26 protein-coding genes are annotated in these 26,720 nt (G+C 64.9%); 5 read left to right on the top strand and 21 right to left on the bottom strand.

Going from position 1 to position 26,720, the window contains the following annotated elements; genetic code table 11:
* Positions 1 to 2 precede the first annotated feature (2 nt).
* The 4 genes from hisH to CXQ89_RS18975 form a co-directional block, all read right to left on the bottom strand.
* Entirely contained in the window at positions 3 to 638 is a 636-nt protein-coding gene (gene hisH / locus CXQ89_RS15400) for an imidazole glycerol phosphate synthase subunit HisH (RefSeq protein ID WP_104161860.1), read from the bottom strand.
* Positions 635 to 1,252 (bottom strand): imidazoleglycerol-phosphate dehydratase HisB, encoded by a 618-nt coding sequence (gene hisB / locus CXQ89_RS15395; RefSeq protein WP_104055418.1) that lies wholly within the window; start codon positions 1,250 to 1,252, stop codon positions 635 to 637. The genes hisH and hisB overlap by 4 nt, the downstream gene beginning before the upstream one ends.
* Positions 1,253 to 1,345: 93 nt before the next feature.
* Complete coding sequence (locus CXQ89_RS15390; protein WP_104161859.1) at positions 1,346 to 2,455, bottom strand: histidinol-phosphate transaminase; 1,110 nt, start codon at positions 2,453 to 2,455, stop codon at positions 1,346 to 1,348.
* A 230-nt stretch (positions 2,456 to 2,685) separates the two neighbouring features.
* Positions 2,686 to 2,964: a LysM peptidoglycan-binding domain-containing protein gene (locus CXQ89_RS18975; protein WP_237687004.1), complete on the bottom strand. Its 279-nt coding sequence runs from the start codon at positions 2,962 to 2,964 to the stop codon at positions 2,686 to 2,688.
* Positions 2,965 to 3,056: 92 nt separating this feature from the next.
* On the opposite strand from CXQ89_RS18975, the gene CXQ89_RS18450 reads away from it, so the two are divergent.
* Positions 3,057 to 3,278, top strand: coding sequence for a hypothetical protein (locus tag CXQ89_RS18450; protein WP_181032403.1), 222 nt, complete (start codon positions 3,057 to 3,059; stop codon positions 3,276 to 3,278).
* Positions 3,279 to 3,672: 394 nt separating this feature from the next.
* A complete protein-coding gene (gene lexA / locus CXQ89_RS15380) occupies positions 3,673 to 4,398 on the top strand; it encodes a transcriptional repressor LexA (protein WP_374952994.1) in 726 nt (241 codons plus the stop codon).
* Positions 4,399 to 4,538: 140 nt separating this feature from the next.
* On the opposite strand, the gene CXQ89_RS15375 is transcribed toward lexA, so the two are convergent.
* The gene (locus CXQ89_RS15375; protein WP_104161856.1) at positions 4,539 to 6,581 is read right to left on the bottom strand and encodes an ATP-dependent DNA helicase; all 2,043 of its coding nucleotides are present in this window, start codon (positions 6,579 to 6,581) and stop codon (positions 4,539 to 4,541) included.
* Complete coding sequence (hflX, locus tag CXQ89_RS15370) at positions 6,574 to 8,145, bottom strand: GTPase HflX (RefSeq protein ID WP_104161855.1); 1,572 nt, start codon at positions 8,143 to 8,145, stop codon at positions 6,574 to 6,576. The genes CXQ89_RS15375 and hflX overlap by 8 nt, the downstream gene beginning before the upstream one ends.
* 120 nt (positions 8,146 to 8,265) lie before the next feature.
* Between hflX and CXQ89_RS15365 the strand changes: the two genes are divergently transcribed.
* Positions 8,266 to 8,886, top strand: a complete 621-nt coding sequence (locus CXQ89_RS15365; protein ID WP_104161854.1) for a class I SAM-dependent methyltransferase — start codon at positions 8,266 to 8,268, stop codon at positions 8,884 to 8,886.
* 86 nt (positions 8,887 to 8,972) lie between these two features.
* Here the strand turns inward: CXQ89_RS15365 and dapF are convergent, their stop codons facing one another.
* From dapF to CXQ89_RS15325, 8 genes are all read right to left on the bottom strand, one after another.
* A complete protein-coding gene (gene dapF, locus CXQ89_RS15360) occupies positions 8,973 to 9,923 on the bottom strand; it encodes a diaminopimelate epimerase (RefSeq protein ID WP_181032385.1) in 951 nt (316 codons plus the stop codon).
* Positions 9,920 to 10,840, bottom strand: coding sequence for a tRNA (adenosine(37)-N6)-dimethylallyltransferase MiaA (gene miaA / locus CXQ89_RS15355; protein ID WP_104161853.1), 921 nt, complete (start codon positions 10,838 to 10,840; stop codon positions 9,920 to 9,922). Before miaA ends, dapF begins: the two co-directional genes overlap by 4 nt.
* A gap of 28 nt (positions 10,841 to 10,868) precedes the next feature.
* The gene (gene miaB / locus CXQ89_RS15350; protein WP_104161852.1) at positions 10,869 to 12,398 is read right to left on the bottom strand and encodes a tRNA (N6-isopentenyl adenosine(37)-C2)-methylthiotransferase MiaB; all 1,530 of its coding nucleotides are present in this window, start codon (positions 12,396 to 12,398) and stop codon (positions 10,869 to 10,871) included.
* Between the two features lie 55 nt (positions 12,399 to 12,453).
* Positions 12,454 to 13,377, bottom strand: a complete 924-nt coding sequence (locus CXQ89_RS18970; protein WP_258060130.1) for a hypothetical protein — start codon at positions 13,375 to 13,377, stop codon at positions 12,454 to 12,456.
* Between the two features lie 82 nt (positions 13,378 to 13,459).
* Entirely contained in the window at positions 13,460 to 14,797 is a 1,338-nt protein-coding gene (locus tag CXQ89_RS18965; RefSeq protein WP_258060129.1) for a lytic transglycosylase domain-containing protein, read from the bottom strand.
* 44 nt (positions 14,798 to 14,841) lie between these two features.
* Positions 14,842 to 15,423, bottom strand: a complete 582-nt coding sequence (locus CXQ89_RS15335; RefSeq protein ID WP_104161851.1) for a regulatory protein RecX — start codon at positions 15,421 to 15,423, stop codon at positions 14,842 to 14,844.
* Between the two features lie 6 nt (positions 15,424 to 15,429).
* On the bottom strand, positions 15,430 to 16,488 hold the full coding sequence (gene recA / locus CXQ89_RS15330) for a recombinase RecA (RefSeq protein ID WP_104055407.1): 1,059 nt from the start codon (positions 16,486 to 16,488) through the stop codon (positions 15,430 to 15,432).
* 219 nt (positions 16,489 to 16,707) lie between these two features.
* On the bottom strand, positions 16,708 to 16,929 hold the full coding sequence (locus CXQ89_RS15325) for a DUF3046 domain-containing protein (protein WP_104161850.1): 222 nt from the start codon (positions 16,927 to 16,929) through the stop codon (positions 16,708 to 16,710).
* Positions 16,930 to 16,971: 42 nt separating this feature from the next.
* Here CXQ89_RS15325 and CXQ89_RS15320 point away from each other — a divergent pair, with 42 nt between their 5' ends.
* Entirely contained in the window at positions 16,972 to 17,445 is a 474-nt protein-coding gene (locus tag CXQ89_RS15320; RefSeq protein WP_104161849.1) for a MarR family winged helix-turn-helix transcriptional regulator, read from the top strand.
* Positions 17,446 to 17,568: 123 nt separating this feature from the next.
* On the opposite strand, the gene CXQ89_RS15315 is transcribed toward CXQ89_RS15320, so the two are convergent.
* The 6 genes from CXQ89_RS15315 to dapA all read right to left on the bottom strand — a co-directional run bounded on the left by CXQ89_RS15315 (position 17,569) and on the right by dapA (position 24,917).
* The gene (locus CXQ89_RS15315) at positions 17,569 to 17,994 is read right to left on the bottom strand and encodes a helix-turn-helix domain-containing protein (protein ID WP_104055404.1); all 426 of its coding nucleotides are present in this window, start codon (positions 17,992 to 17,994) and stop codon (positions 17,569 to 17,571) included.
* 153 nt (positions 17,995 to 18,147) lie between these two features.
* The gene (locus CXQ89_RS15310) at positions 18,148 to 18,648 is read right to left on the bottom strand and encodes a CinA family protein (protein WP_258060128.1); all 501 of its coding nucleotides are present in this window, start codon (positions 18,646 to 18,648) and stop codon (positions 18,148 to 18,150) included.
* Positions 18,645 to 19,247, bottom strand: coding sequence for a CDP-diacylglycerol--glycerol-3-phosphate 3-phosphatidyltransferase (pgsA, locus tag CXQ89_RS15305; RefSeq protein ID WP_258060127.1), 603 nt, complete (start codon positions 19,245 to 19,247; stop codon positions 18,645 to 18,647). Before pgsA ends, CXQ89_RS15310 begins: the two co-directional genes overlap by 4 nt.
* A 20-nt stretch (positions 19,248 to 19,267) precedes the next feature.
* Positions 19,268 to 22,186, bottom strand: coding sequence for a DNA translocase FtsK (locus CXQ89_RS15300; protein WP_104161848.1), 2,919 nt, complete (start codon positions 22,184 to 22,186; stop codon positions 19,268 to 19,270).
* Between the two features lie 100 nt (positions 22,187 to 22,286).
* Complete coding sequence (locus CXQ89_RS15295; RefSeq protein WP_104055402.1) at positions 22,287 to 23,978, bottom strand: ribonuclease J; 1,692 nt, start codon at positions 23,976 to 23,978, stop codon at positions 22,287 to 22,289.
* A 6-nt stretch (positions 23,979 to 23,984) separates the two neighbouring features.
* The gene (dapA, locus tag CXQ89_RS15290; RefSeq protein ID WP_104161847.1) at positions 23,985 to 24,917 is read right to left on the bottom strand and encodes a 4-hydroxy-tetrahydrodipicolinate synthase; all 933 of its coding nucleotides are present in this window, start codon (positions 24,915 to 24,917) and stop codon (positions 23,985 to 23,987) included.
* Positions 24,918 to 25,035: 118 nt separating this feature from the next.
* Between dapA and CXQ89_RS15285 the strand changes: the two genes are divergently transcribed.
* Positions 25,036 to 26,202 carry a heparan-alpha-glucosaminide N-acetyltransferase domain-containing protein gene (locus tag CXQ89_RS15285; protein WP_104161846.1) on the top strand — a complete coding sequence of 389 codons (1,167 nt, stop codon included), beginning with the start codon at positions 25,036 to 25,038 and terminating at the stop codon, positions 26,200 to 26,202.
* A gap of 36 nt (positions 26,203 to 26,238) precedes the next feature.
* On the opposite strand, the gene CXQ89_RS15280 is transcribed toward CXQ89_RS15285, so the two are convergent.
* Positions 26,239 to 26,700 carry a hypothetical protein gene (locus CXQ89_RS15280; RefSeq protein ID WP_104161845.1) on the bottom strand — a complete coding sequence of 154 codons (462 nt, stop codon included), beginning with the start codon at positions 26,698 to 26,700 and terminating at the stop codon, positions 26,239 to 26,241.
* Positions 26,701 to 26,720: the final 20 nt, after the last annotated feature.

The raw sequence follows: 26,720 nt of genomic DNA, 5'->3' as shown, positions 1-26,720 counted from the left end.
CCCTAACCCAGCGTCTTCAGCCAGTTTTCCAGCAGCGCCGCACCGGCGTCACCGGACTTTTCCGGATGGAACTGTGTTGCGGTCAGCGGACCGTTCTCCACAGCGGCAATGAAGCGGCTGCCGTGCTCGGCCCAGGTGACCTGGGGTGCGCGCATGGCGGGCTGGGTCACGTCAAAGTCCCACTTCTGCACGCCGTAGCTGTGCACAAAGTAGAAACGCTCATCCTCGATGCCGGCGAAAAGCTCGGAACCAGCCGGCGGCTCCACGGTGTTCCACCCCATGTGCGGCACCACTTCGGCGTCCAGGCGCTCCACCACTCCGGGCCACTCCCCCATTCCGGGAGTCCGCACGCCGTGCTCCACGCCCTCGTCGAAGAGGACCTGGAGGCCTACACAGATGCCCATCACGGGACGTCCGCCGGCAATGCGGCGACCAATCAGGCGCAGCGCGTCAACCTCTTTCAGGCCCTGCATCACCGCGGCAAAGGCGCCGACGCCGGGCACCAGCAGCCCGTCGGCGTTCAGGACGTCGGCGGATTTGGAGCTCAGGGTGACATTGGCTCCGACATGTTCCAGGGCGCGGACAGCTGACCGGATGTTTCCGGAGCCATAGTCCAGGACTGTGACATTGCGGCTCACAGGGCACCCTTGGTGGAGGGGATGCCTTCGACGCGGGGATCCGATTCCACGGCAGCACGCAGCGCCCGGGCGAAGGCCTTGAACTGGGCCTCCACGATGTGGTGGGGGTCGCGTCCTCCGAGGACGGTCATGTGCAGGCAGATCTGGGCGTGCAGGGTGATCGCTTCAAAGACATGGCGGGTAAGCGAGCCGGTGAAGTGCCCGCCGATCAGGTGGTATTCCTGTCCTGCCGGCTCCCCCGTGTGCACGAGATAAGGCCTACCGGAGATGTCCACCACTGCATTGGCCAGTGCCTCATCCAGCGGAACCGTTGCTTCGCCGAAGCGTCGGATCCCAGCCTTGTTGCCCAGCGCCGTCTTCAGCGCCTCGCCGATGCTGATGGCGATGTCCTCGACGGTGTGGTGGACATCGATGTGGGTGTCCCCGGTCGCCTGGACCGTGAGATCCATCAGGGAATGCTTGGCCAGGGCTGTCAGCATGTGGTCATAGAAGGGCACGGACGTGCTGATGTTGGACTGGCCGGTTCCATCCAGGTCCAGCTCCACTACCACTGACGATTCACTGGTAACCCGTTCGAGGCGGGCTGTGCGGCCGGTGGTGGTTTCCACGGTCATGGTTTTCCTTTGAAAGAAGATGGTCTCTGCTAACAGTTTAGTGTCTGCCGGCCGGTGCTGTTCCGGCCGCGGCAGCGCGGGCGCCCGGCGCAGCTACCGGATGCCGGCGGCCAGCAGTTCGCGGAGGCGGGCGAGGAAGGCGCTGGTCTCGGGCTCCGTGCCGGCGGTGACACGCAGATGGCCGGGGATCCCGACGTCGCGCACCAGGACGCCTGCCTCCAGCAGGCCTTCCCAGACGGCCCGGGGATCCTCCATTCCGCCGAAAAAGACGAAGTTCGCGTCTGAGGGGGCGGGCTTCAGACCCAGATCCTGCAGCTCGGAGACAATGCGGTCGCGCTGAACCTTGATGTCCTCAACGTTGGCCAGCAAAGCATCTGCGTATTCCAGCGCAGCGTTGGCGGTGGCCTGCGTGATGGCGGACAGGTGGTACGGCAGCCGCACCAGGCGGAGGGCATCGGTAACCTCGGGGGCGGCTGCCATGTAGCCGATCCGGGCTCCGGCGAGCGCAAAGGCTTTACTCATGGTGCGTGAGACGATCAGTCGCTCGCGTCCCGGCAGCAGTTCCAGGGCGCTCGGAGTGCCGGCATGGAAGAACTCGCCGTAGGCCTCATCCACGATCACGATGGCCTCTGACGCGGCCCCCGCCTCGTAGACCGCCTCCACAACATCCAGTGAAAGCGCTGTGCCGGTGGGGTTGTTCGGGGTGCAAAGGAAGACGATGTTTGGCGCCTCGGCGCGAACCTGTTCTGCAGCTGACTCAGCCGTAAGCCCGAAGTCGTCGCTTCGGTGTCCCGTGACGTAGCGGGTGCCGGTGCCGCTGGCGAGCAGCGGATACATGGAATAAGTGGGCGGGAAACTCATGGCCGTCCGTCCGGGACCGCCGAACGCCTGGAGAATCTGCTGCAGGACCTCGTTCGAGCCGTTCCCGGCCCAGATATTTTCGGAGGTCAGTCCGTGGCCGAGGTAAGCGGCAAGCCGGTCCCGCAGTTCCGTGAATTCCCGGTCCGGGTAGCGGTTAAGTCCGGCCACGGCCCGCTCCACGGAGATCGCAATCGCGTCCCGCACGGATTTCGGCAGGCCATGCGTATTCTCGTTGACATTCAGCAGGATGGGCACATCCAGCTGGGGTGCGCCATAGGGCGTCAGTCCTCGGAGGTCATCGCGCAGAGGAAGTCGGTTGAGTCTCGCCAGCTGTTCAGTCACCTGTACAGCTTAAGACTCGAAGGCGGAGCGGGAAGAATCTGCGGGCTGCACGCCCTGCCTTGTTACGTCCCGCGTTGTTGAGCACTGATTTGTTTGGCTCTGGGTGTTTCGTCCTGAGGTGTTGCGGCTCAGCATTGTTGCGGGCTCAGCATTGTTGCGGGCTCAGCGTTTTTGCAGGCTCAGCGTTGTTGCGGGCTCAGCGTTGTTGCAGGCTCAGCGTTGTTGCGGACTCAGCGTTCAACGGGGATGTAAAGCTGAGCACCAACGATGAGGCGGGATTCAGTCAGGTTGTTGAGTTCCATGATGTCTTCCATGACATCCCGCGGGTCACGCTCAGGAGCGAACTCCTGTGCCAGGCCCCACAGGGACTCACCCGCAGCCACACTGACCTGGACGGTTCTTGTCACGTCCGGCCCCCCGCTGGAGGCCATGGCGGGAGCGGTGAAGAAGCCCAGCACAATGAGCGCAGCCGCCGCGGCGAGCATCAGCGGGAGGCCGATGAAAACCAAACGGCCCCTGCGGGTCAGGTGCAGCGAGTTCGTCTTGACCGGCAGGGAAGGATTTGAAGGCCGGGAATCGAGGTGCTGTGAGGGAGATGTGCTTGACGCAACTGTGTCTGAAGCAGCTGTCTGGATTGAAGCAGCTGGATGACTTGAATCAGCTGTTCGAGCTGTCGGGACTGTTTGGGTTGTCATTGCAACGCCTTTCCGGTTCGATGGCTGCGGGAAAATACCCGAAGCCATATTCGAACGATTGGAAGCTGATCGACTTACCCGAACCTCCGCTGAGGGCGGCTGTCGAAAGTATGTTCGATTTCTGCTGAGTTATTTCTAGCACCTATCTACTAATAAAGTCGAGACTCGCTCGAACAAATGTTTGAAAACACCGCACTGCTCGCTTAACGTTGAGGACAAGAGGGAACCTTCAACGGGTTCTGCGGATCGACTCGAAGCCCAGGCGTCGGAGCGGTTCCCCAGGATCACTGAATCAGCTGCCTCTGACATAACCGCCGGAACGGCTTGCACGGCCAATACGTCCCGGCTTGTACCGATTAGACATTTACCGACCAGCCCCGGCATTGCCGGGACCAGCTGACCCGAAGGGAACCCGACGTGGCCCGCAGGACTGCTTCCGAAGACAGCACCAACAAACCAGCTGCCACAGGCACCCGTGCGCGCGCCAAGGGGCTCACCCCCAGGCAGAAGACCGTCCTGGAGATGATTCAGCGGTCCGTGAGCACCAACGGCTATCCGCCCACCATGCGCGAAATCGGCGACACGGTTGGCCTGGCCAGCCTGTCCAGCGTGACCCACCAGCTCATGCAGCTGGAGAAGCTCGGCTACATCCGCCGTGATCCGAAGCGCCCCCGCGCCATGGAAATCCTCATTCCCCTGATGCTCCGTGACGGATCCTCCGGTACGGCAGCCGAAGAGGCGCCGGGACGCCCCGGCTCCGGCACGGACAACAGCCCTTCAGCCGGCGCTTCGGGGCACACCGCAGACCAGCGTGAAGAGGGCGCAGGCTCAACCCCGGCACTGGCCTCGGTAACCGAGCTTGCCACCTCCGTTGATACAGCCATGGTGCCGCTGGTCGGCCGCATCGCTGCCGGCGGACCCATCCTTGCGGAGCAGGTGGTGGAGGACATCATGCCGCTGCCCCGTCAGCTGGTGGGACACGGTGACCTTTTCATGCTGAAGGTTTCGGGAGACTCCATGGTTGATGCCGCCATCTGCGACGGTGACTGGGTGGTTGTGCGCCGCCAGCCGACAGCTGAGAACGGTGACATTGTGGCTGCCCTCCTCGACGATGAAGCCACGGTCAAGACCTTCCGGCAGCGCAACGGCCACACCTGGCTGTTGCCGCAGAACACGCGGTACGAGCCCATTGTGGGCGATCACGCCGTCATCATGGGCAAAGTTGTCTCGGTGATGCGCGCTCTTTAGCCCACGTCCCGGCGGGATCCCTGCAACGGAAAGCACGCAAATGGCGGCCGGAAATCTTCCGGCCGCCATTTGCCTGTCCATGTCTTTGCTGCCCGGCCTCACTGGGCCGCAGAGTGCCGCGGGTTACGTCCGCAGCCCGCCTACCCCGCCGACAGCTCCTCGGCTGCCGACTGCTCTGCGAGCCGGCCCAAAACCGAGAGCACCACGGAGCGGTCCGTGGTGGACCAGAACGGCGGCAGCGCTGCGCGCAGGAAGCCCCCATACCGGGCCGTGGCCAGCCGGGAGTCCAGGACAGCCACCACACCGCGGTCCCCCGCCGCACGAATCAGGCGCCCGGCGCCCTGTGCCAGACGCACGGCGGCATGGGTCGCCGCCACGGACATGAACCCGTTGCCTCCGGCCTTGGCCACTGCTCGGGTGCGGGCGGTCATCAGCGGGTCATCGGGACGGGGAAACGGGATGCGGTCGATGAGGACAAGCCGGCACGCGGCTCCGGGAACGTCCACGCCCTGCCATAGCGACATGGTGCCGAAGAGGCAGGTATCCGGCTCTTCAGAGAACTGCTTGACCAGTGAAGACATGGAAGATTCCCCCTGGCACAGGATGGGGAAATCCACCCGGGTGCGCATGGCATCGGCGGCATCTTCAGCCGCCCGCCGGGAGGAGAATAAGCCCAGCGCGCCGCCGTTGGAGGCCTTAAGCAGCGCTTCGATTTCATCCAGCTGAGCCTCGGAGGTGCCCCGCTCCGGCTTGGGCAGGTCCTTGGCCACATACAGAATCCCCTGGCGCGGATAATCGAAGGGACTGCCGACGTCGGTTCCGGTCCAGGACGGTGCACCCGGACCCAGCAGGCCCAGGGCACCGGCCACCGGCCCGAACTCGGAGCCGATCGCCAGGGTTGCCGAGGTCAGGACAACGGTGTGCCCGTCAAACAATCCTTCACGCAGCCGTCCCGCCACTGACAGCGGGGCAACGTTCAGGGTGGCGGGGGCGGTCTCGTCGGGCGGTGAAAAACCTCCCGACGGGGAGAAGGAACTGGGCCGGGACGCCCAAATCACCTCGCCGGCCGCCGGTGCCGAGATCAGCCGCTCGCAGACAGTCAGCACTGCCATAAGCCGTGAACGGGCCGTCTGCCGGCCGCCGTCTGCGGTTTCCCCGGGCTCGGGCTTGGAATCAGAGAGCGCCACTCGGCACGCCTCGCGAACGCGCCCCACGGCCTGTTCCTGCTCTTCGTTCAGCCCGCTGGCCAGCAGGCCGGAGGGAACACCCTCCATGGACTGCTCAAAGGCACGTGCCGCCTGCGCCAGCTCCTCCACGCTGGCAGAGGTGTGTTTGCGCGCTGCGGTAACAGCGGCAGTAATCACCGTGCCGGAGAGCTGGCCGGTGACAGCACCGGTGACGCGGTCCTGCAGTTCGTGCGCCTCGTCAATGACCACCACGTCATAGTCCGGCAGCACGGCCAGGCCTTCGAAGGCAGCAATCGCCAGCATGGCATGGTTGGTGATCACGACGTCGGCCACCGCGGCCTGTGCACGGGCACGCTCGCTGAAGCACTCAGCGGCGACCGGACACTTCTGTGCTCCCAGGCACTCCATGGAAGTCACCGATACCTGCCGCCAGGCCCGGTCACTCACACCCGGGACCAGATCATCCCGGTCGCCGGTGTCCGTTTCGTCCGCCCATTCACGCAGCCGCACCACTTCCCGGCCCATGGCCGAGGTGGGAGCCGGTGAAGGGTGGGCGACGCCATGGTCATCTCCCAGCGTGAACAGGGCACCGGCGGGATCTTCCTCTTCAGGAAATCCCCCGCCGGTCTTGTGCAGGCAGACGTAATTGCTGCGGCCCTTGAGCAGTGCCACGTCCACTTCGCGGGGGAGCTGCGGCTGAAGGGTCTTGAGCAGCCGAGGCAGGTCCCGGCCCACAATCTGGGACTGCAGCGCCAGCGTTGCAGTGGACACCAGTGTCGGCTTGGTGCTCTCCAGCGAGTGATGGATCAGCGGCACCAGATAGGCCAGCGATTTGCCGGTTCCGGTGCCCGCCTGAACCAGCAGGTGCTTTCCTTCGTCTATGGCCTGCGTGACCTGTCGGGCCATTTCATGCTGGCCCGGGCGGTTTTGTCCGCCCATGCCGGCAACGGCGGTGTCCAGAAGTTCCAGGACTTCGCCGGTGGTGTCTTTACTCATGGGTGACGAACGGCTCCAGTTCAGCAGCAAGGCCTTCGCGGACCATGACATGCAGCCGGGTTCCGGTTTCGGAGTGGTCCACGGACAGGATTTCAGTGTCCGGGCTGTGCAGCCGGGAGACCACGTCTCCGCGGTCGTAGGGAACCATCAGCGTCAGGTCCACCGCGGGGCGGGGAATCCCTTCGGAGATGGCCTGCAGCAGCTCTTCGATGCCTTCACCGGTACGGGCGGAGACCACCACGTGGCGGCGTTCCTTCTGCCGGAGGCGTTCCAGGACAAACGGATCGGCGGCATCGGCCTTGTTCAGGACGATGATTTCCGGAATCTTGCGGGCATCAACATCCGTCAGCACAGTGCGGACGGCGGCTATCTGGCCCTCCGGGTCAGGATGGGAGGCATCCACGACGTGCAGGATCAGGTCAGCGTCCGCCACTTCCTCCAGCGTGGAGCGGAAGGCTTCCACCAGCTGGGTCGGCAGCGACCGGACAAACCCGACGGTGTCCGCCAAGGTGTAGCCGATCCCGTCTTCGGTCTGGGCCTTGCGGATAGTGGGGTCCAGGGTGGCGAACAGCGCATTCTCGACGAGGACACCGGCATCCGTCAGCCGGTTCAGGAGCGACGACTTGCCCGCATTCGTGTACCCGGCGATAGCCACCGAAGGAACCTGGTTGCGCTGCCGGTTGGCCCGCTTGGTTTCGCGTGCAGGTTTCATGCCCGCGATTTCCCGGCGGAGTTTCGCCATCCGGGTGCGGATCTTCCGCCGGTCCAGCTCAATCTTGGTTTCACCGGGTCCGCGCGAACCCATACCGGCACCGGCGCTGCCCACCTGGCCACCGGCCTGCCGGGACATGGATTCGCCCCAGCCGCGCAGTCGCGGCAGCAGGTATTCGAGCTGGGCCAGTTCCACTTGGGCCTTACCTTCGCGGGACTTGGCATGCTGGGCGAAGATGTCCAGGATCAGCGCCGTACGGTCAATGACCTTGACCTTGACGATGTCCTCCAGGCCGCGCCGCTGGGACGGCGAGAGTTCGCTGTCCACAATGACCGTGTCCGCGCCCGTGGCAGCCACAATATCCTTGAGCTCCTGTGCCTTGCCCGAGCCCAGGAACGTTCCCGGATCCGGCTTCAGGCGGCGCTGGATGACGCCGTCGAGCACCTCGGAGCCTGCCGTTTCGGCGAGGGCTGCCAGTTCCTGCAGGGAATTCTCGGCGTCGGCCGCCGTCCCTTCGCTCCACAGTCCGGCCAGTACCACACGCTCCAGGCGAAGCTGGCGGTACTCGACTTCGGTTACGTCTTCGAGTTCGGTGGACAGGCCGGCCACGCGCCGCAGTGCGTGCCGCTCGCGAAGGTCTTCCTGGTCGCCGTCGTGCACTGAATGCCCGGCGTCCTCGGAAGAGAGAGCCTGGGCTCTGCCGCGCGGGACGTCCCGGCCGGGGGCTTTGGCCTCCGCAGCGCTTTCCTTGGCGAGGATCCTGTCAATGACCCCCTGGATGTCTTCGGGGCTCAGCTCCGGTGTGGGCTGAGCGGAACCGGACGTGCCAGGACGGGAATTGTTGATCGTCATATTCTCCTTATAAGCCGTGTTCTCCATGGTAAGTCAGGGCACGGACATTTGGGGGCGTGATTTGCCCGCCGCTGAATCCGGTTTCCGCTGCCTGCCGCAGACCCACTAATCTGGTTTGTTATGGGTTCAGACCATTACTTCAGTTCACAGCCGTCCGGGCCCGAGGTCCGCCGGCCGCTCCGTGTCACGCTCGATGGCCGGGAGCGTACCCTCGTTACCTCCGGCGGCATCTTCAGCCCCGACGGCATCGACAAAGGCACGGTAATTCTGCTGGACGAAGTTCCGTCCCCCTCCCCGGAGGGGAATTTGCTGGACATTGGCTGCGGCTGGGGGCCGGTGGCGCTGACCATGGCCCTGAAATCCCCGGCAGCCCGCGTGTACGCCGTGGATGTGAACGAGCGGTGCCTGGCCCTGACCCGTGACAATGCCGCCGCACTGGGCCTGGACAATGTCACTGCCAGCCGGCCCGAGGACGTCGATCCGCAGCTGCGGTTCGACACCATCTGGTCCAATCCGCCCATCCGCATCGGCAAGGACGAGTTGCATGCGCTCCTGCTTCTGTGGCTGCCGCGGCTGGCACCGGAAGGAACCGCGTGGCTGGTGGTGCAGAAAAACCTGGGAGCGGATTCACTGCAGAAATGGCTGACCGAGCAGTTGGGGTCCGGATACTCGGTGTCCCGGCACAGCACCGCCAAATCCTTCCGGATCCTCAAAATTACCCGCAGTCCCGAAGACAGCTGACTGCTCAGCGGCGGGCCGCACTTACACCGGTCTTGAATTCCATGACAGCTTCAACCGCCCATCGCAGGGGTTTATTCCGGCCGTTCCTAGAGTAGGGTTCCGCGCGCCACAATGACGGCGGGGCCGCTGAGTTCCACGTGCTCGCGGCCGTCTTCAGCAGTCAGGAAACGGACCCCGACGACGCCGCCGGGCACCGTGACCGCCCAGTCGTTCGGGGCATCCCGGCCGGCCCAGAAACGGATGGCAACGGCTGCTGCGCAGGCGCCGGTGCCGCAGGAAAGGGTCTCCCCCACACCGCGCTCATGCACGCGCATGGTCAGCAGACCCACGCCGTTTTCGACCAGAGGCTCGGCGGGGACCACAAATTCCACGTTGGTGCCGTTCTCCGGCTCCGGCTGCACGGTGGGCGGAGTCGTCAGTTGAGTGGCTGCGAGTTCGGACAGCTCGGCCAGGGCCACCACGGTGTGCGGGTTTCCCATGCTGACGGACAGTCCGGGGCGCGGAACTTCCAGGCCTTCGGCGTTGACGACGGCGTCCATGGCCTTCGCGGCGGCATGGTCGGGGTAGATGAACTCCCAGGGACCCATGTCCACGGCGTAGCCGCTGTCCACCCGGGTGATTGTTTTGATGCCGGCGCGGGTGCCGATGGTCAGGGTTTCCCCTTCGGCCAGGTTCACCAGCCCCTCGGCGAGCAGGAAGTGCACGAAGACCCGCACCCCGTTGCCGCACATCTCGGAGATGCTGCCGTCCGCATTGCGGTAGTCCATGAACCACTCCGCAGCGGGATCACTTTGCAGCAGGGCCTGGCCTTCAGGCAGGTGCTCGGAACGCACGGCCCTGATGAATCCGTCTGCGCCAATGCCGCGGTGCCGGTCGCATACCGCCGCCACTTCGGCAGGCGTCACTTCGCGTCCCCCATCGGGGTCGGCCACCAGCACAAAGTCGTTGCCGGTGCCGTGGCCTTTGGCGAAGGGCAAACCGGCAAGAGAAGCGGGTAAGCCGGAAGCGGACAGAGCAGAGGAGAGAGTTGTGTTCACTGTTCAAGGATAGCGGCGGCAGCCTTGCCGGTCAGTTCGGGGTCGTCCCAGTCCAGCCAAGTGATCCGCGGATCTGCGCGGAACCAGGTGAGCTGGCGGCGCGCGAACTGCCGGGTAGCCACCACTGTCTGTTCGACTGCCTCGGCCACTGACGATTCGCCGTCCAGCACGCGCAGGAACTGGGAATACCCCAGGGCGCGGCCGGCAGTCCGGCCCTCGCGCAGGCCGCGGCCGGCGAGGTCTTCCACTTCGGCGAGCAGGCCTCGGTCCACCATCCGGTCCACGCGTGCTGCCAGCCGCTGATGCAGCAGGCTGCGCTCCATGCTCAGGCCGATCTGGACTGCCGGCTGGAAGTACTCCCGGACGGGCATGAAGGAACTGAACGGCCTGCCCGTCAGCTGGTGGACTTCCAGGGCCCGCACCACCCGGCGGCCGTCGCCAAGCCGGTCCGCGGACACCGGGTCCACTGCACGCAGCCTTTCACGCATCTTTTCCAGACCCGTTTCCTCCAGCTCACGTTCCAAGCCCGCCCGCACCTGCGGATCGGTGCCCGGGAAGTCCAGGACATCAAGGGCCGCACGGACGTAAAGCCCGGATCCGCCCACGAGGATCGGATACTTTCCCCGTCCCTGGATCTCGGTGATGAGACTGCGGGCGGATGCCTGGAACGCCGAAACGCTGGCTTCCTCCCGGACATCCATGATGTCCAGCAGGTGGTGTGGAACGCCGCGCCGCTCCGCGACGCTGATCTTCGCGGTACCGATGTCCATGCCCCGGTAGAACTGCATAGCGTCGGCATTGATGACTTCCCCGCCCAGCTGCAGGGCCAGTGACACGCCCAGATCCGATTTGCCGGAGCCGGTGGGGCCGACGACGGCGATGACCGGGCGGGCGCGCGCAGCCTCGGCGGCAGTCACCGGACGCACCCGGGAGACGGGGACAGCACTAGGAGCGCGGGGGCAGTGCCGGCATGCCCAGGGAGACACCGGCTTTGCCGCCGGAAGCACCCGGAGCGGGGACTCCGCACGATTCCGCCTGTGACCGGTCCCAGGCGTCACCGGCGCGTGAACGGCGCAGCGAGTAATCCGCTGCGCTCGCGGGGTCCGAGACGAGGTGGAAAGCAGCTGCGGACGTTACGGGCACGGTGACGAGGTCTCCGGGCCGGGGTACCTCGCAGCCCTCGGGCACCGAGAAGTGCACCAGGCGCTGATCACGGGAACGGCCGGAAAGGCGACCTGTTTCTTCGGACTTGCGGCCGGAACCGGCGGTAACCAGAACTTCCACTGTGGTGCCCACCTGTTTGGCATTCTCTTCGGCCGCGATGCGGTCCTGCAGGGCGGTGAGGCGTTCAAAGCGTTCCTGGACCACTGCCTTGGGCAGCTGGTCCGGCAGCTCTGCGGCGGGGGTGCCCGGGCGCTTGGAGTACTGGAAGGTGAAGGCCGTGGCGAAACGGGACTTCTCCACGACGTCGAGCGTGGCGGCGAAGTCCTCTTCGGTCTCGCCCGGGAAACCCACAATGATGTCAGTGGAGATGGCGGCGTGCGGCATCCGCTCACGGACACTGTCCAGGATGCCGAGGAACTTCTTGGACCGGTAGGACCGGCGCATGTCTTTGAGGACCTTGTCGGAACCGGACTGCAGCGGCATGTGCAGCTGCGGCATCACGTTGGGGGTTTCCGCCATGGCGTCGATGACGTCCTGGGTGAACGCAGCCGGATGCGGGCTGGTGAAGCGCACCCGCTCCAGGCCTTCGATGGTGCCACAGGCCCGCAGCAGCTTGGCGAACGCGCCCCGGTCTCCAAACTCCACGCCGTACGAGTTAACGTTCTGGCCCAGCAGCGTAACCTCAATCGCGCCGTCGTCCACCAGCGCCTGGATTTCGGCGAGGATCTCGCCCGGGCGGCGGTCCCGTTCCTTGCCGCGCAGGGAAGGGACAATGCAGAACGTGCAGGTGTTGTTACAGCCCACGGAAATGGAGACCCAGCCTGCGTAGACGGAGTCGCGCTTGGTGGGCAGTGTGGAGGGGAAAACATCCAGGGATTCCAGGATTTCCAGCTGCGCTTCATCGTTGTGCCGGGCGCGGTCCAGCAGGGCCGGCAATGAGCCGATGTTGTGCGTGCCAAACACGGCATCCACCCACGGCGCCTTGCGCTGGATGGTGTCGCGGTCCTTCTGCGCCAGGCACCCGCCCACGGCAATCTGCATGCCCGGACGAGTTTCCTTGACGTGGGCGAGCATGCCCAGGTTCCCGTACAGCTTGTTGTCCGCGTTCTCCCGCACCGCGCAGGTGTTGAAGACGACGACGTCGGCCTCGTCGCCTTCCGCGGGAACATAACCGGCATTCTCCAGCAGGCCGGAAATGCGCTCGGAATCGTGGACGTTCATTTGGCACCCGAAGGTCCGCACCTGATAGGTGCGGTGATGCTGCTCGGACGGGCTCGGGGAAGATGTCGGGGAAGATACTGTCAAACTCACAGTCCTAGGGTACCTGCCGCGGACCGCCGGAGGAGGCGCCGGCTGATAGCCGGGTTTAGTACCAGTTGTTGGCGTAGTGGAAGTTCAGTGCCGAGCAGGGGCTGCCGTACCGGGATTCGATATAGCCCAGGCCCCAGTTGATCTGGGTCTTGGGATTGGTGAGGTAATCAGCTCCCGATGATGCCATTTTTTCGGCGGGCAGTGACTGGACAATGCCGTAGGCGCCGCTGCTGGCGTTGGTGGCGCTGGTCATCCAGTTGGATTCCTTTTCCCACAGGGTGTTCAGGCAGGTCATTTCCGAGGCTGCCCATCCATGGCCGGCCAGGGCAGAGGCGGCGTACGCTTTCGCCCCGGCGGGATCATCCATGGGAACAGACGCTGCTGCGGCGGCGGCCTCTTCCGCGGCGCGGTCCGCGGCAGCCTGGGCTTCAGCTGCTGCCTTGGCTGCAGCTTCCTGCTCGGCTGCAACCCTGGCCTGCTCGGCCGCGGCAGCCTGAGCTGCTTCTTCGGCTTTCAGCTCTTCGGCAGCTCTAGCTTCCTCCGCTGACTTTTCTTCAGCAGCCTTTTGTTCAGCAGCCTTTTGTTCAGCAGCCCTGGCCTCCTCTGCTTTGGCGTCGGCCGCCTTCTTGGCATCATCGGCGGCAGCGGTGTCAGCTGCCTTCTGCTGCTCGTCGCCGTCGGTATCTCCCGCGGCGCCGGCCTCATCAGCCGGACCGCTCTCAGCGGTGTCCGGGGCGGCGGTGGGAGAAGTCAGACTGACGAGGCTGGCCCGCAGTTGGTCATTTTGTACGGAGGCGCCGGCGATTCCGAAGAAGGCCAGTCCGCCGGCAACCGCCACGGCCCCGATGCGGAGCTTGCGGGTCCGACTGGCCTGCCGGCGTTCCTGGGTAAGGCCGCGCCGGCCGGGAACATCGTTGGATTTGTGGCTGTCGCTCTGGGTGTCTTCGTTGCCGAGGGCATCTTTTTGGAGGGAAGTCATAGAACCGAGACGGTAACGACCGTCCCTGAGCAGCTATCTCAATTGCATAACGATCCACTTGACATGCGTGTCGCTAACGGGTTCAATACCACCCTTTGTCTTCGGAATGCTGCCAAGCGGCACAGGGGCTGCCGTACCGGGAGCTGATGTACCCCAGACCCCACTCGATCTGGGTCCGATAGTTGGTGCGCCAGTCTGCACCAACGCTGGCCATCTTGTCTCCGGGCAGTGACTGGGGAATCCCGTAAGCCCCGCTGTAGGGGTTATTTGCGCTGGTCCGCCAGCCGGACTCCCGCTGCCACAGGTTCACCAGACACCGAAACTGATCCTGTCCCCAGCCATAGCCAGGCAGCCGTCCGGCGGCGTAGGCCTGGGCGGCGGCCGGGTCGTCAACCGGCCCGGGAGAGGGCACGGGCAGCGGATCCGGTGCGGGAGCAGGCTGTGGGACTGGAGGAGCAGATGGTGCAGGAGGTGGCAGCGGTGCTGGTTGGGGTGCTGGGACCTGGGGCAGCGGAGTGGGATTAATCACCGGATCGGGCTCAGTTTTACCGGGCGGCGGAGCCGGATTCCTGCCGCTGCTGTCTCCGGCGTCGTTTTCTTCAGCCTCCCTGGCGGCTTCTTCGGCGGCCCGCGCTTCCTGTTGCGCTCGATAGGTCTCTTCGGCCTGAAGCCCCCTTAGCCGCTGCGCTTCGGCCTGCACACTGCTGTCCCGCAGCTCGGCGAGCTGCTCGAGCAGCACGGTGCTGCGCTCCTGGGCATCTTGTACTGCTTTGTCAGCTGCAGCCGCAGCTGTTTGCGCCTCAGCAGCCAACTGCAGGGACGCGGCAACTGATTCTTCCCGACTGTCCAGGGCGGCAGCTTCACGCTCTTCAAGGCTGCCCAGCACCTGCGCAGCCGAGGCGGCCTGCAGCTGGAGGCTGTCAGTGCGGCCGGAAATGCTCTGCAGCGTGGTGAGCCGGTCCATGGCCCCCACCGCGGCATCGGCATCCAGCAGCAAGAGCAGGCTGGAATCCATTCCGCCCGTCTTGTACGTCTGCGCCGCCAGTGCGCCCATCTGTCCGGTCAGCTCCGAAGCAGTCCGGGACGCTTCCAGCCGCTGGGCAGAAAGTACTTCGACGGCCCGGCTGTTGATCTCTGCCTCGTCCACGGCACGCTGATGATTTGCCGAGGCCTGTACGGCTTTGGTTCCCAGGCTTCCCGCCTCGGCCGACAGTTTGCCCAGGAGAGCTTCAATTTCAGCGGCCTGCGCTGCTTTGGATTCAACGCTGCGCTTGGCCTGCTCCACCTGCTCCCACGAGGGAAACTCTGTACCGGAGGCAGGCACAGCACTGAAGGCCGAGGCGGCAAGCACCCCGACCAGCACGGCGGAACCCAGGGAAAGACGAGTGAACTTCTTGCCCGGCAGCAACAGAGTCAACATCGTGGCCCAGCATACGGCACCGCCTCAGGATTCCCGCAGGTTTCCTACCACTCGTCCTCGGGGCGCTCTTCAAGGACGTCACCGATGATCTCGTTGACCACGCGGTACCCCACCGACGGCGAGTACCCCTTGCGGGCGAGCATGGAGACCAGCCGCTTTGCCTGCTTGTCCCGGGCTGCCCGATCCGTCAGGTCCACTGACGGCTGCAGCTTCCTGCGCGCCAGCGTCCGGGCAGCTTCCAACTCATCCTCATCGCTGACCTGCTCCAGGGCTTCTGCTGCCAGCTCCCCCGAAATGCCCTTCTCGGCAAGTTCACGCTTCAGCGCACCACGTGCGAGGGACTTGGAACGCGACCGGCTGTCCACCCACATGCGGGCAAACTCAGCATCGTCCACGAGCCGAACTTCCTCAAAACGGTCCAGTACCGCCTGTGCAACGTCCTGGGGGATGTCCTTTTCGGCCAGCTTCACCGCCAGCTGGTGCCGGCTCTTCGGGGCACTGGTCAGCTGCCGCAGGACAATGGTGCGCGCAGCACCGTACGGGTCACGCGCTTGCTCCCGCGGCGCCGCGGCAGGCTCCCCCGGCGAACCGCCTGCCGGGGGAAATCCACTGGTTTGCTGCTGCATGACTGCCTAGGAGTTCTTCGGAACGGCCTTGAGCTTCGCTTCCGCTGCAGGAGCTTCCTCGGTAGCCGGTCCGTCAATGCCCAGCTTTTCACGCAGGCGGCGCTCCAGCTCATCGGTCAGTTCCGGGTTGTCGCGCAGGAACTTGCGGGCATTTTCCTTGCCCTGGCCCAGCTGATCACCGTCGTACGTGAACCAGGCGCCGGACTTCTTCACGAAGCCGTGCTCCACGCCCATGTCGATCAGTCCACCCTCACGGGAGATTCCCGTGCCGTAGATGATGTCGAACTCAGCCTGTTTGAACGGCGGGGCCATTTTGTTCTTGACGATCTTGGCGCGGGTTCGATTGCCCACCGGAACCGTACCTTCCTTGAGCGTCTCGATGCGCCGGACATCGATGCGCACGGAGGCATAGAACTTCAGCGCCTTACCACCCGTGGTGGTTTCCGGGCTGCCGAACATGACACCGATTTTTTCGCGGAGCTGGTTGATGAAGATGGCCGTGGTGTTGGTGTGGCTCAACCGTCCGGCGATCTTGCGCAGTGCCTGGCTCATGAGCCGGGCCTGCAGGCCCACATGGCTGTCGCCCATGTCGCCCTCAATTTCCGCACGCGGAACCAGTGCGGCCACGGAGTCGATAACCACCACGTCAACCGAACCGGAACCGATCAGCATGTCCATGATTTCCAGTGCCTGCTCACCGGTGTCCGGCTGGGACACCAGCAGCGAGTCCGTATCCACGCCGAGCCGTGCAGCGTAGATGGGATCCAGGGCATGCTCGGCATCGATGAACGCGGCAATGCCGCCGTTCTTCTGTGCGTTGGCAACAACGTGCAGCGCCAGGGTTGTCTTACCCGAGGATTCCGGGCCGTAGATCTCCACGACGCGGCCGCGGGGAAGCCCGCCTATGCCAAGTGCCAGGTCCAAGGCGATCGAACTGGTGGAGATGGTCTCTGCCGGAGCGCGGACCTCGTCTCCAAGCCGCATGATCGAGCCCTTGCCGTACTGCTTATCGATTTGGGCCAGCGCTGCTTCAAGTGCCTTTGCGCGGTCGACTGCTGCTGCCATTCTTCACCTCGGTTGTTGTGGTTTTACGTGGCCCGGAGGCCGGTTGTCCTGCTCACCTACGACCATAAGCGGCGGCACTGACAAAACAGCGGAGCGGACTGCCGTGGGGATATCAGGGGCGGTTTTGCGGTCGTGTCGCCCCTGTGTAGGAGCTTATCCTCATCCGAACAGGTATTCGAATATCCGCTTCGGCGTGTCCCGCCTTTAACGCGGCCAGCCTCATTTCTTGGGCTGGATGTCCCGCCCCAGGCGTCGGTCCGCCGGGACATCCTGGACATCACAGACCGCCAGCCAGACGGCCTTCGGTTCGATACCCCCGCTGAGGGCTTCCGTTGCCGTCCTGCCGCCAAGGGAGCCGAGCACGAGGTCCGCGGCAAGCACCCTGGAGTAAGCCGGCCCAAACTCATCATCCATGAGCCGCCAGAAATCACTGAGTCGCATCGCTTAATCTTCTCACGTCCATGCGCCTCTAGAATGGAGACCATGACCGAGCAGGAATCTTCCCCAGAAGCACGGCACCATGAAGCGGCCATCGACACCTTGGAGCAAGCCCTCTCGGTGTTGTGGCGCCGGGCGCGGTCCAACTCCTACAAGGTGGCCCGCGAGGTGCATCCGGATATGGAACCGGCAGCCTACGGGCTGTTGGTCCTGCTGCAGAAGCAGCAGGACATGCGGCTAACGGACATTGCCGCCAGCATCGGCATCGGCAAGCCGTCCGTGAGCCGCCAGATTGTCATGCTGGAATCGCTTGGCCTGGTCCAGAAGCACGCTGACCCGCTGGACGGCCGCGCCCAGTCCATCTCCCTCACGCCTGCAGGCTCAGAGGCGCTGGCCAAGACGCAGGCGGCCCGCAAAGAGTTGTTCCGGACACTGCTGGAGGATTGGGATGATGAGGAGCTGGAGCAGCTGGGGTCACTGCTGACCAAGCTCAACCACTCCTACGCCCGCGAACGGTAATGGCTGCCCGGAAACCGAGCCAGTGCAGGCTAAACGGCAAAAAAGACCCCGCCGAAACGGCGGGGTCTTTTTCTTGGCACCGGGCAGGCTGCCCGATGGAGCGGCAGCACTGCGGATGTAGGTCTACGGAGTGCGGGCCAGGTCCCGAGCCATGTCCTCCGGGAAATCGCGGGCAAACTCGCGCGAGAATTCCGACGGCACGGTATCGGGTATGGCGACGCCTTCTGCAGTCGCCACCCGGTCACTGACCTCACGAAGCATCAGGGACAAGGGCACATCAAGCGCGGTGCAAATAGAGGACAGAAGTTCTGATGATGCTTCCTTTTGGCCTCGCTCCACCTCGCTGAGGTAACCAAGTGAAACGCGTGCGCTGTGTGACACCTCGCGCAGGGTACGGCCCTGACGCTGGCGGACATCGCGCAGTACGTCGCCAATTTCATGACGAAGAACAACCATTTTGCGCTCCTTTGGTTCCCGGTGTGCATCTTCCGCCAACCCTACATCCCGCCAGCGAATAACGCCGTTCACGGATACGGGTTGCTTAACCATCTGTATCGTCCTGCTCCCTATGTGTGGTCCGACTGCGGGTGTACCGCAGATATCTAAAGATCGTAATCGGGAAACCTTGGTGGTTCCTGATACTAACAACTCAGCTCCCCCGGGTTTTGTTCCCGGCACCGATTGCCCTGTGTCAGATCCCCATCATGGCCGGTCCGACAGAACCCGGGCAAGCAGTAACAGTGCTTCGTCACGTGTTTGCCGTCGGATGGCTGCTCTGTCGCCTAAAAACAAATATTCTTCGACCAGGGTCCGTTCAGCGGATACGACGGCGATGAACACACAGCCCACAGGCTTCCCGTCGTGCGGTTCGGGCCCCGCAACTCCAGTGGTGGACACTGCCACGTCCGCCTCCAGGGCGCGGCGCACGCCGTCGGCCATTTGGCGGGCAACCTCGGCGTCGACCGAACCTGCGGCAGCCAAAAGCTCAGCGTCGACCCCCAGGGCCTTGTGCTTCACGGCGTTCGAGTAAGCCACCACTCCGCCGGCCAGAACGGCGGACACCCCGGGGACGGTGCCGAGTTCGGCGGCCACCATGCCGGCAGTCAGTGACTCGGCGGTGGCCAGGGTCAGTCCTGCCGCCGAGGCGGCGCGCACCACCGCTGCAGCATCGGCGGTTCCAGCCGTGCCGGCGGGCAGCGTCACCGGCCGCCCGGGTTCTGCAGTGCGCTCCGGCGCAACTGGATGGCCTTGATGACGTAATCGATGCCCGTGACCACTGTGACCACCAGAGCGGCGGCCATCACGACGGCGCTGATCCACCAGGCCCAGCTGCCGAGCCACGTTGTCAGCGGCAGCAGGTACAGGAAGATCGCGAGAGTCTGGATCACGGTTTTCAGCTTGCCTCCGCGCGACGCCGCCATGACGCCGTAACGGATCACCACGAACCGCATCAGCGTGATGCCGATTTCGCGGACCAGGATCACAATGGTGACCCACCACCAGAGCTCACCCAGCGCCGACAGCATGACCAGGGCCGAGCCGATCAGCAGTTTGTCCGCAATCGGGTCTGCGATCTTGCCGAAGTCGGTGATCAGGCCCCGGCTGCGGGCGAGATCGCCGTCCAGCTTGTCGGTGTAGATGGCGACGGCGAATGTGGCCACCGCCAGCCAGCGGTACAGACCATGGCGGCCGTCATCCGCCAGCAGCAGCCAGATGAAAAGCGGAACCATCAGGATCCGCACGACCGTCAGTACGTTGGCGATGTTCAGAAGGGGGGCGTTCCCGGTAGAAGAGTTGCTCACGCTTCCAGCCTAGCGGGGATTCAGCGCCCGGTCAGACTCCACGCGTCCTCGGATCCGCCGTCTTCGTCGCCGCCTTCGCCGTCGTAATACTCGGTGGCCTGCTGCCGGCCCTCCAGATCCTGGGCCACCAGGTCAACCGGGCCGTCCGGAGAGCCGGGTTCGAAGCCGTGGTTGACGTTGGCGTTTTCCGCCAGCGCTGCGGTTTCAGCGGCCCCGGGGCCGCCGGCGGCCTCTCCCCCGCTGATGGCTGCCAGCGTGGCGGCCAGATCATCGGGCTTGACCAGCACGTCGCGGGCCTTGGAGCCCTCGGAGGGCCCGACGACGCCGCGCGACTCCAGCAGGTCCATCAGGCGCCCGGCCTTGGCGAAACCGACACGCAGCTTGCGCTGAAGCATGGAGGTTGAACCGAACTGCGTGGTGACCACCAGTTCCGTGGCCTGCAGCAGCACATCCATGTCGTCGCCAATGTCGTCTTCGATCTGCTTTTTGGGCGCGCTGACGGTGACGTCTTCGCGGTAGACCGCGCCCAGCTGACCCTTGACATGCTCCACCACCCGGTGGATTTCCGATTCGGTGACCCAGGCACCCTGGACGCGGATGGGCTTGTTGGCGCCCATGGGCAGGAACAGGGCGTCACCCTGGCCCAGCAGCTTTTCAGCACCGGGCTGGTCCAGGACCACGCGGGAGTCGGTGACCGACGACGTGGCAAAGGCCATGCGCGAAGGTACGTTCGCCTTGATCAGTCCGGTGACCACGTCCACGGACGGGCGCTGCGTTGCGAGCACCAGGTGGATGCCGGCTGCACGGGCAAGCTGGGTGATGCGCACGATGGAATCTTCAACGTCGCGCGGGGCAACCATCATCAGGTCAGCGAGCTCGTCCACGATCACCAGCAGGTACGGGTAAGCCTTGACCACACGCTTGGACCCGGCCGGCGGAATGACCTTCCCGAGCTTGACGGCCTTGTTGAAGTCATCAATGTGCTTGAAGCCGAAGTTGGCAAGGTCGTCATAACGGGTGTCCATTTCCCGGACCACCCATTGCAGTGCCTCGGCGGCCTTCTTGGGATTGGTGATGATCGGAGTGATCAGGTGCGGCACGCCCTCGTAGGCGGTCAGTTCCACGCGCTTGGGGTCCACCATCACCATGCGCACTTCGTCCGGGGTGGAGCGCATGAGAATGGAGGTGATCATGGAGTTCACGAAGGAGGACTTGCCGGCACCGGTGGCACCGGCCACCAGCAGGTGCGGCATCTTCGCGAGGTTGGCAACCACGAAGCCGCCCTCCACGTCCTTGCCCACACCCATGACCATCGGGTGTTCGGTCTTGCGGGCGGCATTGGAGCGCAGCACGTCGCCCAGGGCCACCACTTCCTTGTCCGCGTTCGGAATTTCGATGCCGATGGCGGACTTGCCGGGAATCGGAGACAGGATGCGCACGTCCGAAGAGGCGACGGCGTAGGAAATATTCTTGGACAGGGCGGTGACCCGCTCCACCTTGGTGCCCGGGGACAGCTCGATTTCGTAGCGGGTGACCGTGGGTCCGCGGCTGAAACCGGTAACGTGCGCTTCGACCTTGAACTGGTCCAGCGTGTTGGTCAGGGCGTCGACGACGGCGTCATTGGCTTCGGAGCGCTCCTTCGCCGGCGGACCGGCCGGCAGGAACTCGGACGGCGGAAGCGTGTAGGTCACGTCACCCGAGAGCTGCAGCTGCTCAGTGCGCTGCGGGATGGGCGTGGCCGGGGTAAGGTTCCGGACCGTGCGTGCCGGAACCGGCGGCACCGCGGGCAGTACGGGGGCGGCAAGGGTCTCGGCAGCTTCGGGGACCATGGCAATGGCTTCGGTGGGCGGCTCGGCGCCGTCGAACACGTTGTCCACGGGGAGTCCCTGCTCGCGGCGGATCTTCTGCGTGGCCAGTTCGGACCGGGTGGGGCGGCGGACTCCCGGCGGGACGGCAGGCTCGGCTTTGGCCGCTGCTGCCGCTTCCTCGTCTTCGTCGGCCAGGACGGCACGTTCGAATGCCTCGTCCCCGGCGAAGCCTTCCACGGGGATCTCTTCACCGGCTTCGGCATTGCGGCCGAACATCCGTGACTTCTTTTTCGGTGCCTTCGCCGGGCGGCGGTCCCGTTCGTAGAGGTAGCTCTGGTCGTGCGCCTCGGGATCATCCGGGGCGAGGTCCTGACCCATGAGGTGCTCATACAGGCCCCGCAGGCGCAGCGGAATATGCCGGAAGGGCGTGGCGGTGATGATGAGCAGGCCCACGAACACCAGGAAGCCGAGCAGGATCGCCACCGGCCAGGCAGTCAGCGCGGCAGAGAGCGGTCCGGCCACCAGGAAGCCGACAATGCCGCCCGAAGCCCACAGCCGGTCAAATCCGTCCGAAAGCGCGGGAGAACCGCCCACAATGTGAGTGATGCCGGAGCCGGCGAAAAGAATAAGGGTCAAACCGATGCTGATCCGGCTGTTGGCGCGGTGGCGTTCCGGGTAGCGGAAGAGCCTGACGGCACCGGTAAGGAGCAGAAAGGGCACGACGACGGCCATCCAGCCGAAGGTGCCGGCCGCGCCGGCATGGATGATGTCGGCCACCGGACCGCGCAGGGCCCACCACTCAACCGTGGCAACGGCCAGCGCCGTGAGGATCAGGAAGAATCCGGTGCCGTCGCGGCGGATGTCGCGGTCAGGACTGACGTCGGCACCGAGTTTGCGGATGCCCGCACCGGCGAGCCTGGCCACTGCCATCCAGGCGCCCTGAACGGCGCGCAGCGGAAGCGGCACCTGTTCGGCGTCGGCCTGCGCTTTGCCGGCGGTACCGGAGCGGCCGGTCGCCTTGCCCCGGGGCTGGGTTTTGCCGGAGCTTTTTCCTGAGGTGCCCCCGGCGTTCCGGCTGGTGGTCCGGCCGGAAGCACCGCCGCGCGCGGCAGGGGAAGTACGAGTGGCCATACGCTCCACCGTACCCGATGGGGCCGGGCAATCCGCGGATTTGCGCGTCTGCCCGACCCCGTCGAAGTTGATCCCGGCTGCATTCCGGGACGATTCGGAGCTAGGCTTCCAGGACCACCGGAACGATCATCGGGCGCCGGCGCAGGCGCCGGTTGACCCAGGTGCCCACCACACGGCGGACCACCTGCTGCAGCTGGTACGTGGTGTGGTCCTTGTTGGAGGTCACCGCTTCTTCCAGCGCCTGGCTGATCTTGGGCTTGATTTCGTCGAACACCGCGTCGCCTTCCGCGAAGCCCCGGGCGTGGATCTCCGGACCCGAGACAATGGTGCCGGTGCTGCGGTTGACCACGGTGATAACGGAGATGAAGCCTTCCTCGCCCAGGATGACACGGTCCTTGATGTCGGTGTCGGTGATCTCGCCGACGCTGGAGCCGTCCACATAGACGAAGCCGCACTCCACGGCGCCCACCACGCTGGCTTTCCCGTCGCGCAGGTCCACCACTGTTCCGTCATCGGCCAGGATTACGTTCTCCGCCGGCACGCCCGTTGCTTCGGCGAGCTTGCCGTTGGCGATCAGGTGCCGGGTCTCCCCGTGGACGGGCATGGCGTTTTTCGGCTTGAGAATGTTGTAGGTGTACAGCAGTTCGCCGGCCGAGGCGTGTCCTGAAACGTGGATCTTGGCGTTGCCCTTGTGCACCACGTCGGCGCCGAGCTTCATCAGGCCGTTGATGACCCGGAAGACGGCATTCTCATTGCCGGGTATCAGGGACGAGGCCAGGATGACGGTGTCTCCCCTTCCCACCCGGATCCGGTGATCGCCGTTGGCCATGCGGGACAGGGCCGCCATGGGCTCCCCCTGGGATCCGGTGGACATCAGCACGAGCCGGTCATCGGGCAAGTCATCAACATTCTTAAGATCCACCAGGATGCCGTCCGGGACGTTGAGGTACCCGAGTTTCTCGGCGATGGCCATGTTGCGCACCATGGACCGGCCCACGAAGCAGACTTTGCGGTTATGCACGGCTGCCGCGTCCAGGACCTGCTGGACCCGGTGGATATGCGAAGAGAAGGACGCAACAATGATGCGTTTCTTCACCTTGCCGAACAGGGCCTCGAGCACCGGGCCGATTTCCCGCTCAGCCGTGGTGAACCCCGGAACATCGGCGTTGGTGGAGTCCGCCATGTAAAGGTCCACGCCCTCCTGTCCCAGCCGGGCAAAGGCCCGCAGGTCAGTGATCCGGCCGTCCAGCGGCAGCTGGTCCATCTTGAAGTCGCCGGTGTGCAGGACCGTTCCGCCGGCGGTGCGGATGAACACGGCCAGGGCATCCGGAATGGAGTGGTTCACGGCCACGAATTCGCACTCGAACGGCCCGAACTGTTCCACCTGCCCCTCGGTAACGGTGAAGCTGAACGGCTTGATGCGGTGTTCCTGCAGCTTTGCCTCCACCAGGGCCAGGGTCAGCTGGGAACCAATGAGCGGAATGTCCTGCTTCAGCCGCAGCAGGTACGGAACCGCTCCGATGTGGTCCTCGTGGCCGTGGGTAAGAACCACGCCCACGACGTCGTCCAGCCGGTCTTCTATGTAGGAGAAGTCCGGCAGGATCAGGTCCACGCCCGGCTGGTTCTCTTCCGGAAAGAGGACGCCGCAGTCCACGATCAGCAGCTTGCCGTTGATCTCAAAGACGGCCATGTTGCGGCCGATCTCGCCAAGGCCGCCCAGCGGAACGATCCGCAGTGTGTCCTCTGCCAGGGCCGGCGGGGTTCTCAGGACGGAATCCGCTGTTTCGATCATGGTGCCCTACGCCTTGCTCTCGGAGCGGGCACGGGAGAAGTCCCAGCCGGCTTCGGCCAGGTCTGTCAGGATCGTCTCCATTTCGACGGCGTCCGGGCCCACGAGCGGCAGCCGGACGGTTGCATTGGGAATGACTCCCTGCATTTTCAGGATCTGCTTGGCGGACACGGCGCCGGGAATGTGGGTCATGACAGCGCGGATCACGGGATCCAGTTCGAAATGGATCCGCCGGGCGGTGGCGAAATCCCCCGCGGCGGCGGCATCCACGAGTGCGCGGAACTGGGCGGTGGCCACGTGGGCGCTCACGCTGACCACGCCCACGGCGCCGGCGGCCATCCACGGCAGGGTCAGGCCGTCGTCGCCGGCGTAGACATCGAGGGTGGTGTTGGCCAGGACGCGGGTGACGGCGGCGAAGTCCGCCTTTGCGTCCTTCAGTGCCAGGACCGAGGGAATGTTGGCGAGCCGGACCAGGGTATCCGTGGAAAGCGCGATGCCGGCACGGCCGGGAATGTCGTAGATCATGATCGGCAGGTCGGTGGCGGCGGCAACCGCTTCAAAATGCGCGACGACACCGGCCTGGGTGGGCTTGTTGTAATACGGCGTCACGACAAGCTGGCCGTCGGCCCCTGCCCGGAGCGCCCGCTGGGCCATTTCCACGGAGTGGGACGTGTGGTTGGTTCCGGTTCCGGCAATAACCTTCGCGCGGCCGCCCACGGTTTCGGCGACGACCCGGAACAGGTCTTCCTTTTCGCTGTCCTCCAGGGTGGAGGTTTCACCCGTGGTTCCGGAAACCACCAGGCCGTCACAGCCGTCTTCCACCAGCTTGTTGGCAAGTTGGGCCGTGGCGTCGAAGTCCACGGCTCCGTCCTCGGTGAACGGTGTCACCATTGCGGTGACGAGGGTTCCAAACGGAAGTGCACGAATATCAGAGTCAGCCATGGGTAAAACGTTACCCGGTGCACGCATCCTTGGGACAATGCGCACCCTGTTCGCGGCGCCCGTGAAGCCATCCCGGCGGCGCTGCGGAAGTTGAGGGCCGTTGTGAGACGATCGGATCATGATCGGACGGCGCCTTACGGGTATCGACGCGGCCCGGGGCGTTGCGCTTCTGGGCATGATGGCGACGCATATCTTTTCCCTGTACAACGAGCAGACCGGCGAGCCGAGCTGGACGGGACTGGTGTTTTCCGGCCGTTCCTCGGCCCTGTTTGCGGTAGTGGCCGGGATTGGCCTGGCGCTGCTCACCGGGGGCAGCCAGCCGCGCTCCGGCCGGGCATTGTCAGCGGACCGCCGCGGCATCGCTATGCGTGCCCTGATCATCGCCCTGGTCGGATTGACACTCGGCGGGCTGGACACCTCCATCGCCGTCATCCTGTTCCATTACGGTGTCCTGTTCCTGCTGGCCCTGCCCTTTGTAGGCATGCGCGCCCCAAAGCTGGCGCTGTGGGCCGGCGGCTGGCTGCTGCTCTCCCCCGCCGTCGCCTATCTGGCCCGGCCCTGGATCTACACCCATGTTTCTCCCGCCACGCTGGGCAGCAATATCGGCTGGGAGGCGTTCCTGGAGCCGGGAACGCTGGCCGCGGATGTCTTCTTCACCGGTTTTTATCCGGTGTTCCAGTGGTTGAGCTACCTGTTGATCGGACTGCTCATCGGCCGGTTGAAGCTGGCGGAACTGACGGTTCAGGCGGGTCTGGTTGCGGCCGGGATTGTTGCCGCCGCCGGAGCGAAGTTCCTCAGCTATTACCTGCTGCTGGAGCAGGGCGGGCTGGACGCCATCCTGGACACCAATTCCGGACGCATCTGGCCCCTGGCGCGGATGATGGAAGTCAACCTGGCGGGTGTGGAACAGACCGGATCCTGGTGGTGGCTCGCGGTCAGCGGCCCCCACTCGGGAACTCCGCTGGATCTGCTGCACACAGCCGGGACCTCGGCCGCCGTCGTCGGCGTCTGCCTGCTGCTGACCCGGGCCCGGCCCAACCTGCTGCTGCCGCTGTCCGCCGCCGGGGCCATGACGCTGACCCTGTACAGCCTGCATGTGTGGGTCATGTCCGTCACCGACGCCTCCCCAACGCCGCCGGATCCGGTGCTGCTGTTCTGGCTTTCAGCCGTCGCGGCTGCCGGCATCGGTATCGGTTTTCTCAAACTCGGTTCCCGCGGACCCCTGGAACTGGTGACCCACGGTGCCTCACAGCTGGTCCGGCAGGGCTCCCGGACCGGCACGTAGCTCTATCCCCGTGCCGGAGGAAGCGTTCCGGAACCGCTATTTATACAGGCTTCCGGCGCGGCGCATGGCGCTGCGGGCGCGTTTGCGGTCCCCGGCGGCGTCGTACGCGCAGGACAGCCGGAACCACGCGCGCCAGGAGGCGGGCTGAGCCTCAACCTCGGCCTGGTACTTCGGGAATTCGGCGTCGGCAGCCTCCCGGATGATCCGGCCGCCGGGCGTGCGCGGAAGATTGTCCACCGGCAACCCGCCCTCGTCAGCGAGAATGTGCGCCATTTTTTCGGTCTTGGCACCGAACTGGAGTTCGCGGATCAGTGCCCAGGCTCCCACGATGGGGAGCACCAAATAGGCTGCACCGAGTGCCTTGGCACTGAGTTCGTCAGCGGTCAGCAGCGTCCAGCCGCGCTGGAACGCGACCACCATGTAAAACACCAGCAGGAGGGTGACCAGCAAAACGCCGATCTTGGCTTTGTTCGTGAAAAGCCCGGAGAAGAAAGACAACGTGTTCCTTAAGCGATCAG

This window comes from Arthrobacter sp. ZGTC212, assembly GCF_002929255.1.
Lineage (GTDB): Bacteria > Actinomycetota > Actinomycetes > Actinomycetales > Micrococcaceae > Arthrobacter_B > Arthrobacter_B sunyaminii.
This window is presented reverse-complemented; position numbering and strand designations above follow the sequence as displayed.

What these genes read in the sequence shown, in the direction of transcription:
- dapA (WP_104161847.1), bottom strand. Translation starts at nt 24,917, where the DNA reads ATGGCTGACTCTGATATTCGTGCACTTCCGTTTGGAACCCTCGTCACC.
- lexA (WP_374952994.1), top strand. Translation starts at nt 3,673, where the DNA reads ATGATTCAGCGGTCCGTGAGCACCAACGGCTATCCGCCCACCATGCGC.
- CXQ89_RS15295 (WP_104055402.1), bottom strand. Translation starts at nt 23,978, where the DNA reads ATGATCGAAACAGCGGATTCCGTCCTGAGAACCCCGCCGGCCCTGGCA.
- CXQ89_RS18965 (WP_258060129.1), bottom strand. Translation starts at nt 14,797, where the DNA reads ATGTTGACTCTGTTGCTGCCGGGCAAGAAGTTCACTCGTCTTTCCCTG.
- CXQ89_RS18970 (WP_258060130.1), bottom strand. Translation starts at nt 13,377, where the DNA reads ATGACTTCCCTCCAAAAAGATGCCCTCGGCAACGAAGACACCCAGAGC.
- CXQ89_RS15335 (WP_104161851.1), bottom strand. Translation starts at nt 15,423, where the DNA reads ATGCAGCAGCAAACCAGTGGATTTCCCCCGGCAGGCGGTTCGCCGGGG.
- hisB (WP_104055418.1), bottom strand. Translation starts at nt 1,252, where the DNA reads ATGACCGTGGAAACCACCACCGGCCGCACAGCCCGCCTCGAACGGGTT.
- CXQ89_RS15285 (WP_104161846.1), top strand. Translation starts at nt 25,036, where the DNA reads ATGATCGGACGGCGCCTTACGGGTATCGACGCGGCCCGGGGCGTTGCG.
- recA (WP_104055407.1), bottom strand. Translation starts at nt 16,488, where the DNA reads ATGGCAGCAGCAGTCGACCGCGCAAAGGCACTTGAAGCAGCGCTGGCC.
- CXQ89_RS15315 (WP_104055404.1), bottom strand. Translation starts at nt 17,994, where the DNA reads ATGGTTAAGCAACCCGTATCCGTGAACGGCGTTATTCGCTGGCGGGAT.
- CXQ89_RS15300 (WP_104161848.1), bottom strand. Translation starts at nt 22,186, where the DNA reads ATGGCCACTCGTACTTCCCCTGCCGCGCGCGGCGGTGCTTCCGGCCGG.
- CXQ89_RS15375 (WP_104161856.1), bottom strand. Translation starts at nt 6,581, where the DNA reads ATGAGTAAAGACACCACCGGCGAAGTCCTGGAACTTCTGGACACCGCC.
- CXQ89_RS15325 (WP_104161850.1), bottom strand. Translation starts at nt 16,929, where the DNA reads ATGCGACTCAGTGATTTCTGGCGGCTCATGGATGATGAGTTTGGGCCG.
- CXQ89_RS15365 (WP_104161854.1), top strand. Translation starts at nt 8,266, where the DNA reads ATGGGTTCAGACCATTACTTCAGTTCACAGCCGTCCGGGCCCGAGGTC.
- hflX (WP_104161855.1), bottom strand. Translation starts at nt 8,145, where the DNA reads ATGACGATCAACAATTCCCGTCCTGGCACGTCCGGTTCCGCTCAGCCC.
- CXQ89_RS15320 (WP_104161849.1), top strand. Translation starts at nt 16,972, where the DNA reads ATGACCGAGCAGGAATCTTCCCCAGAAGCACGGCACCATGAAGCGGCC.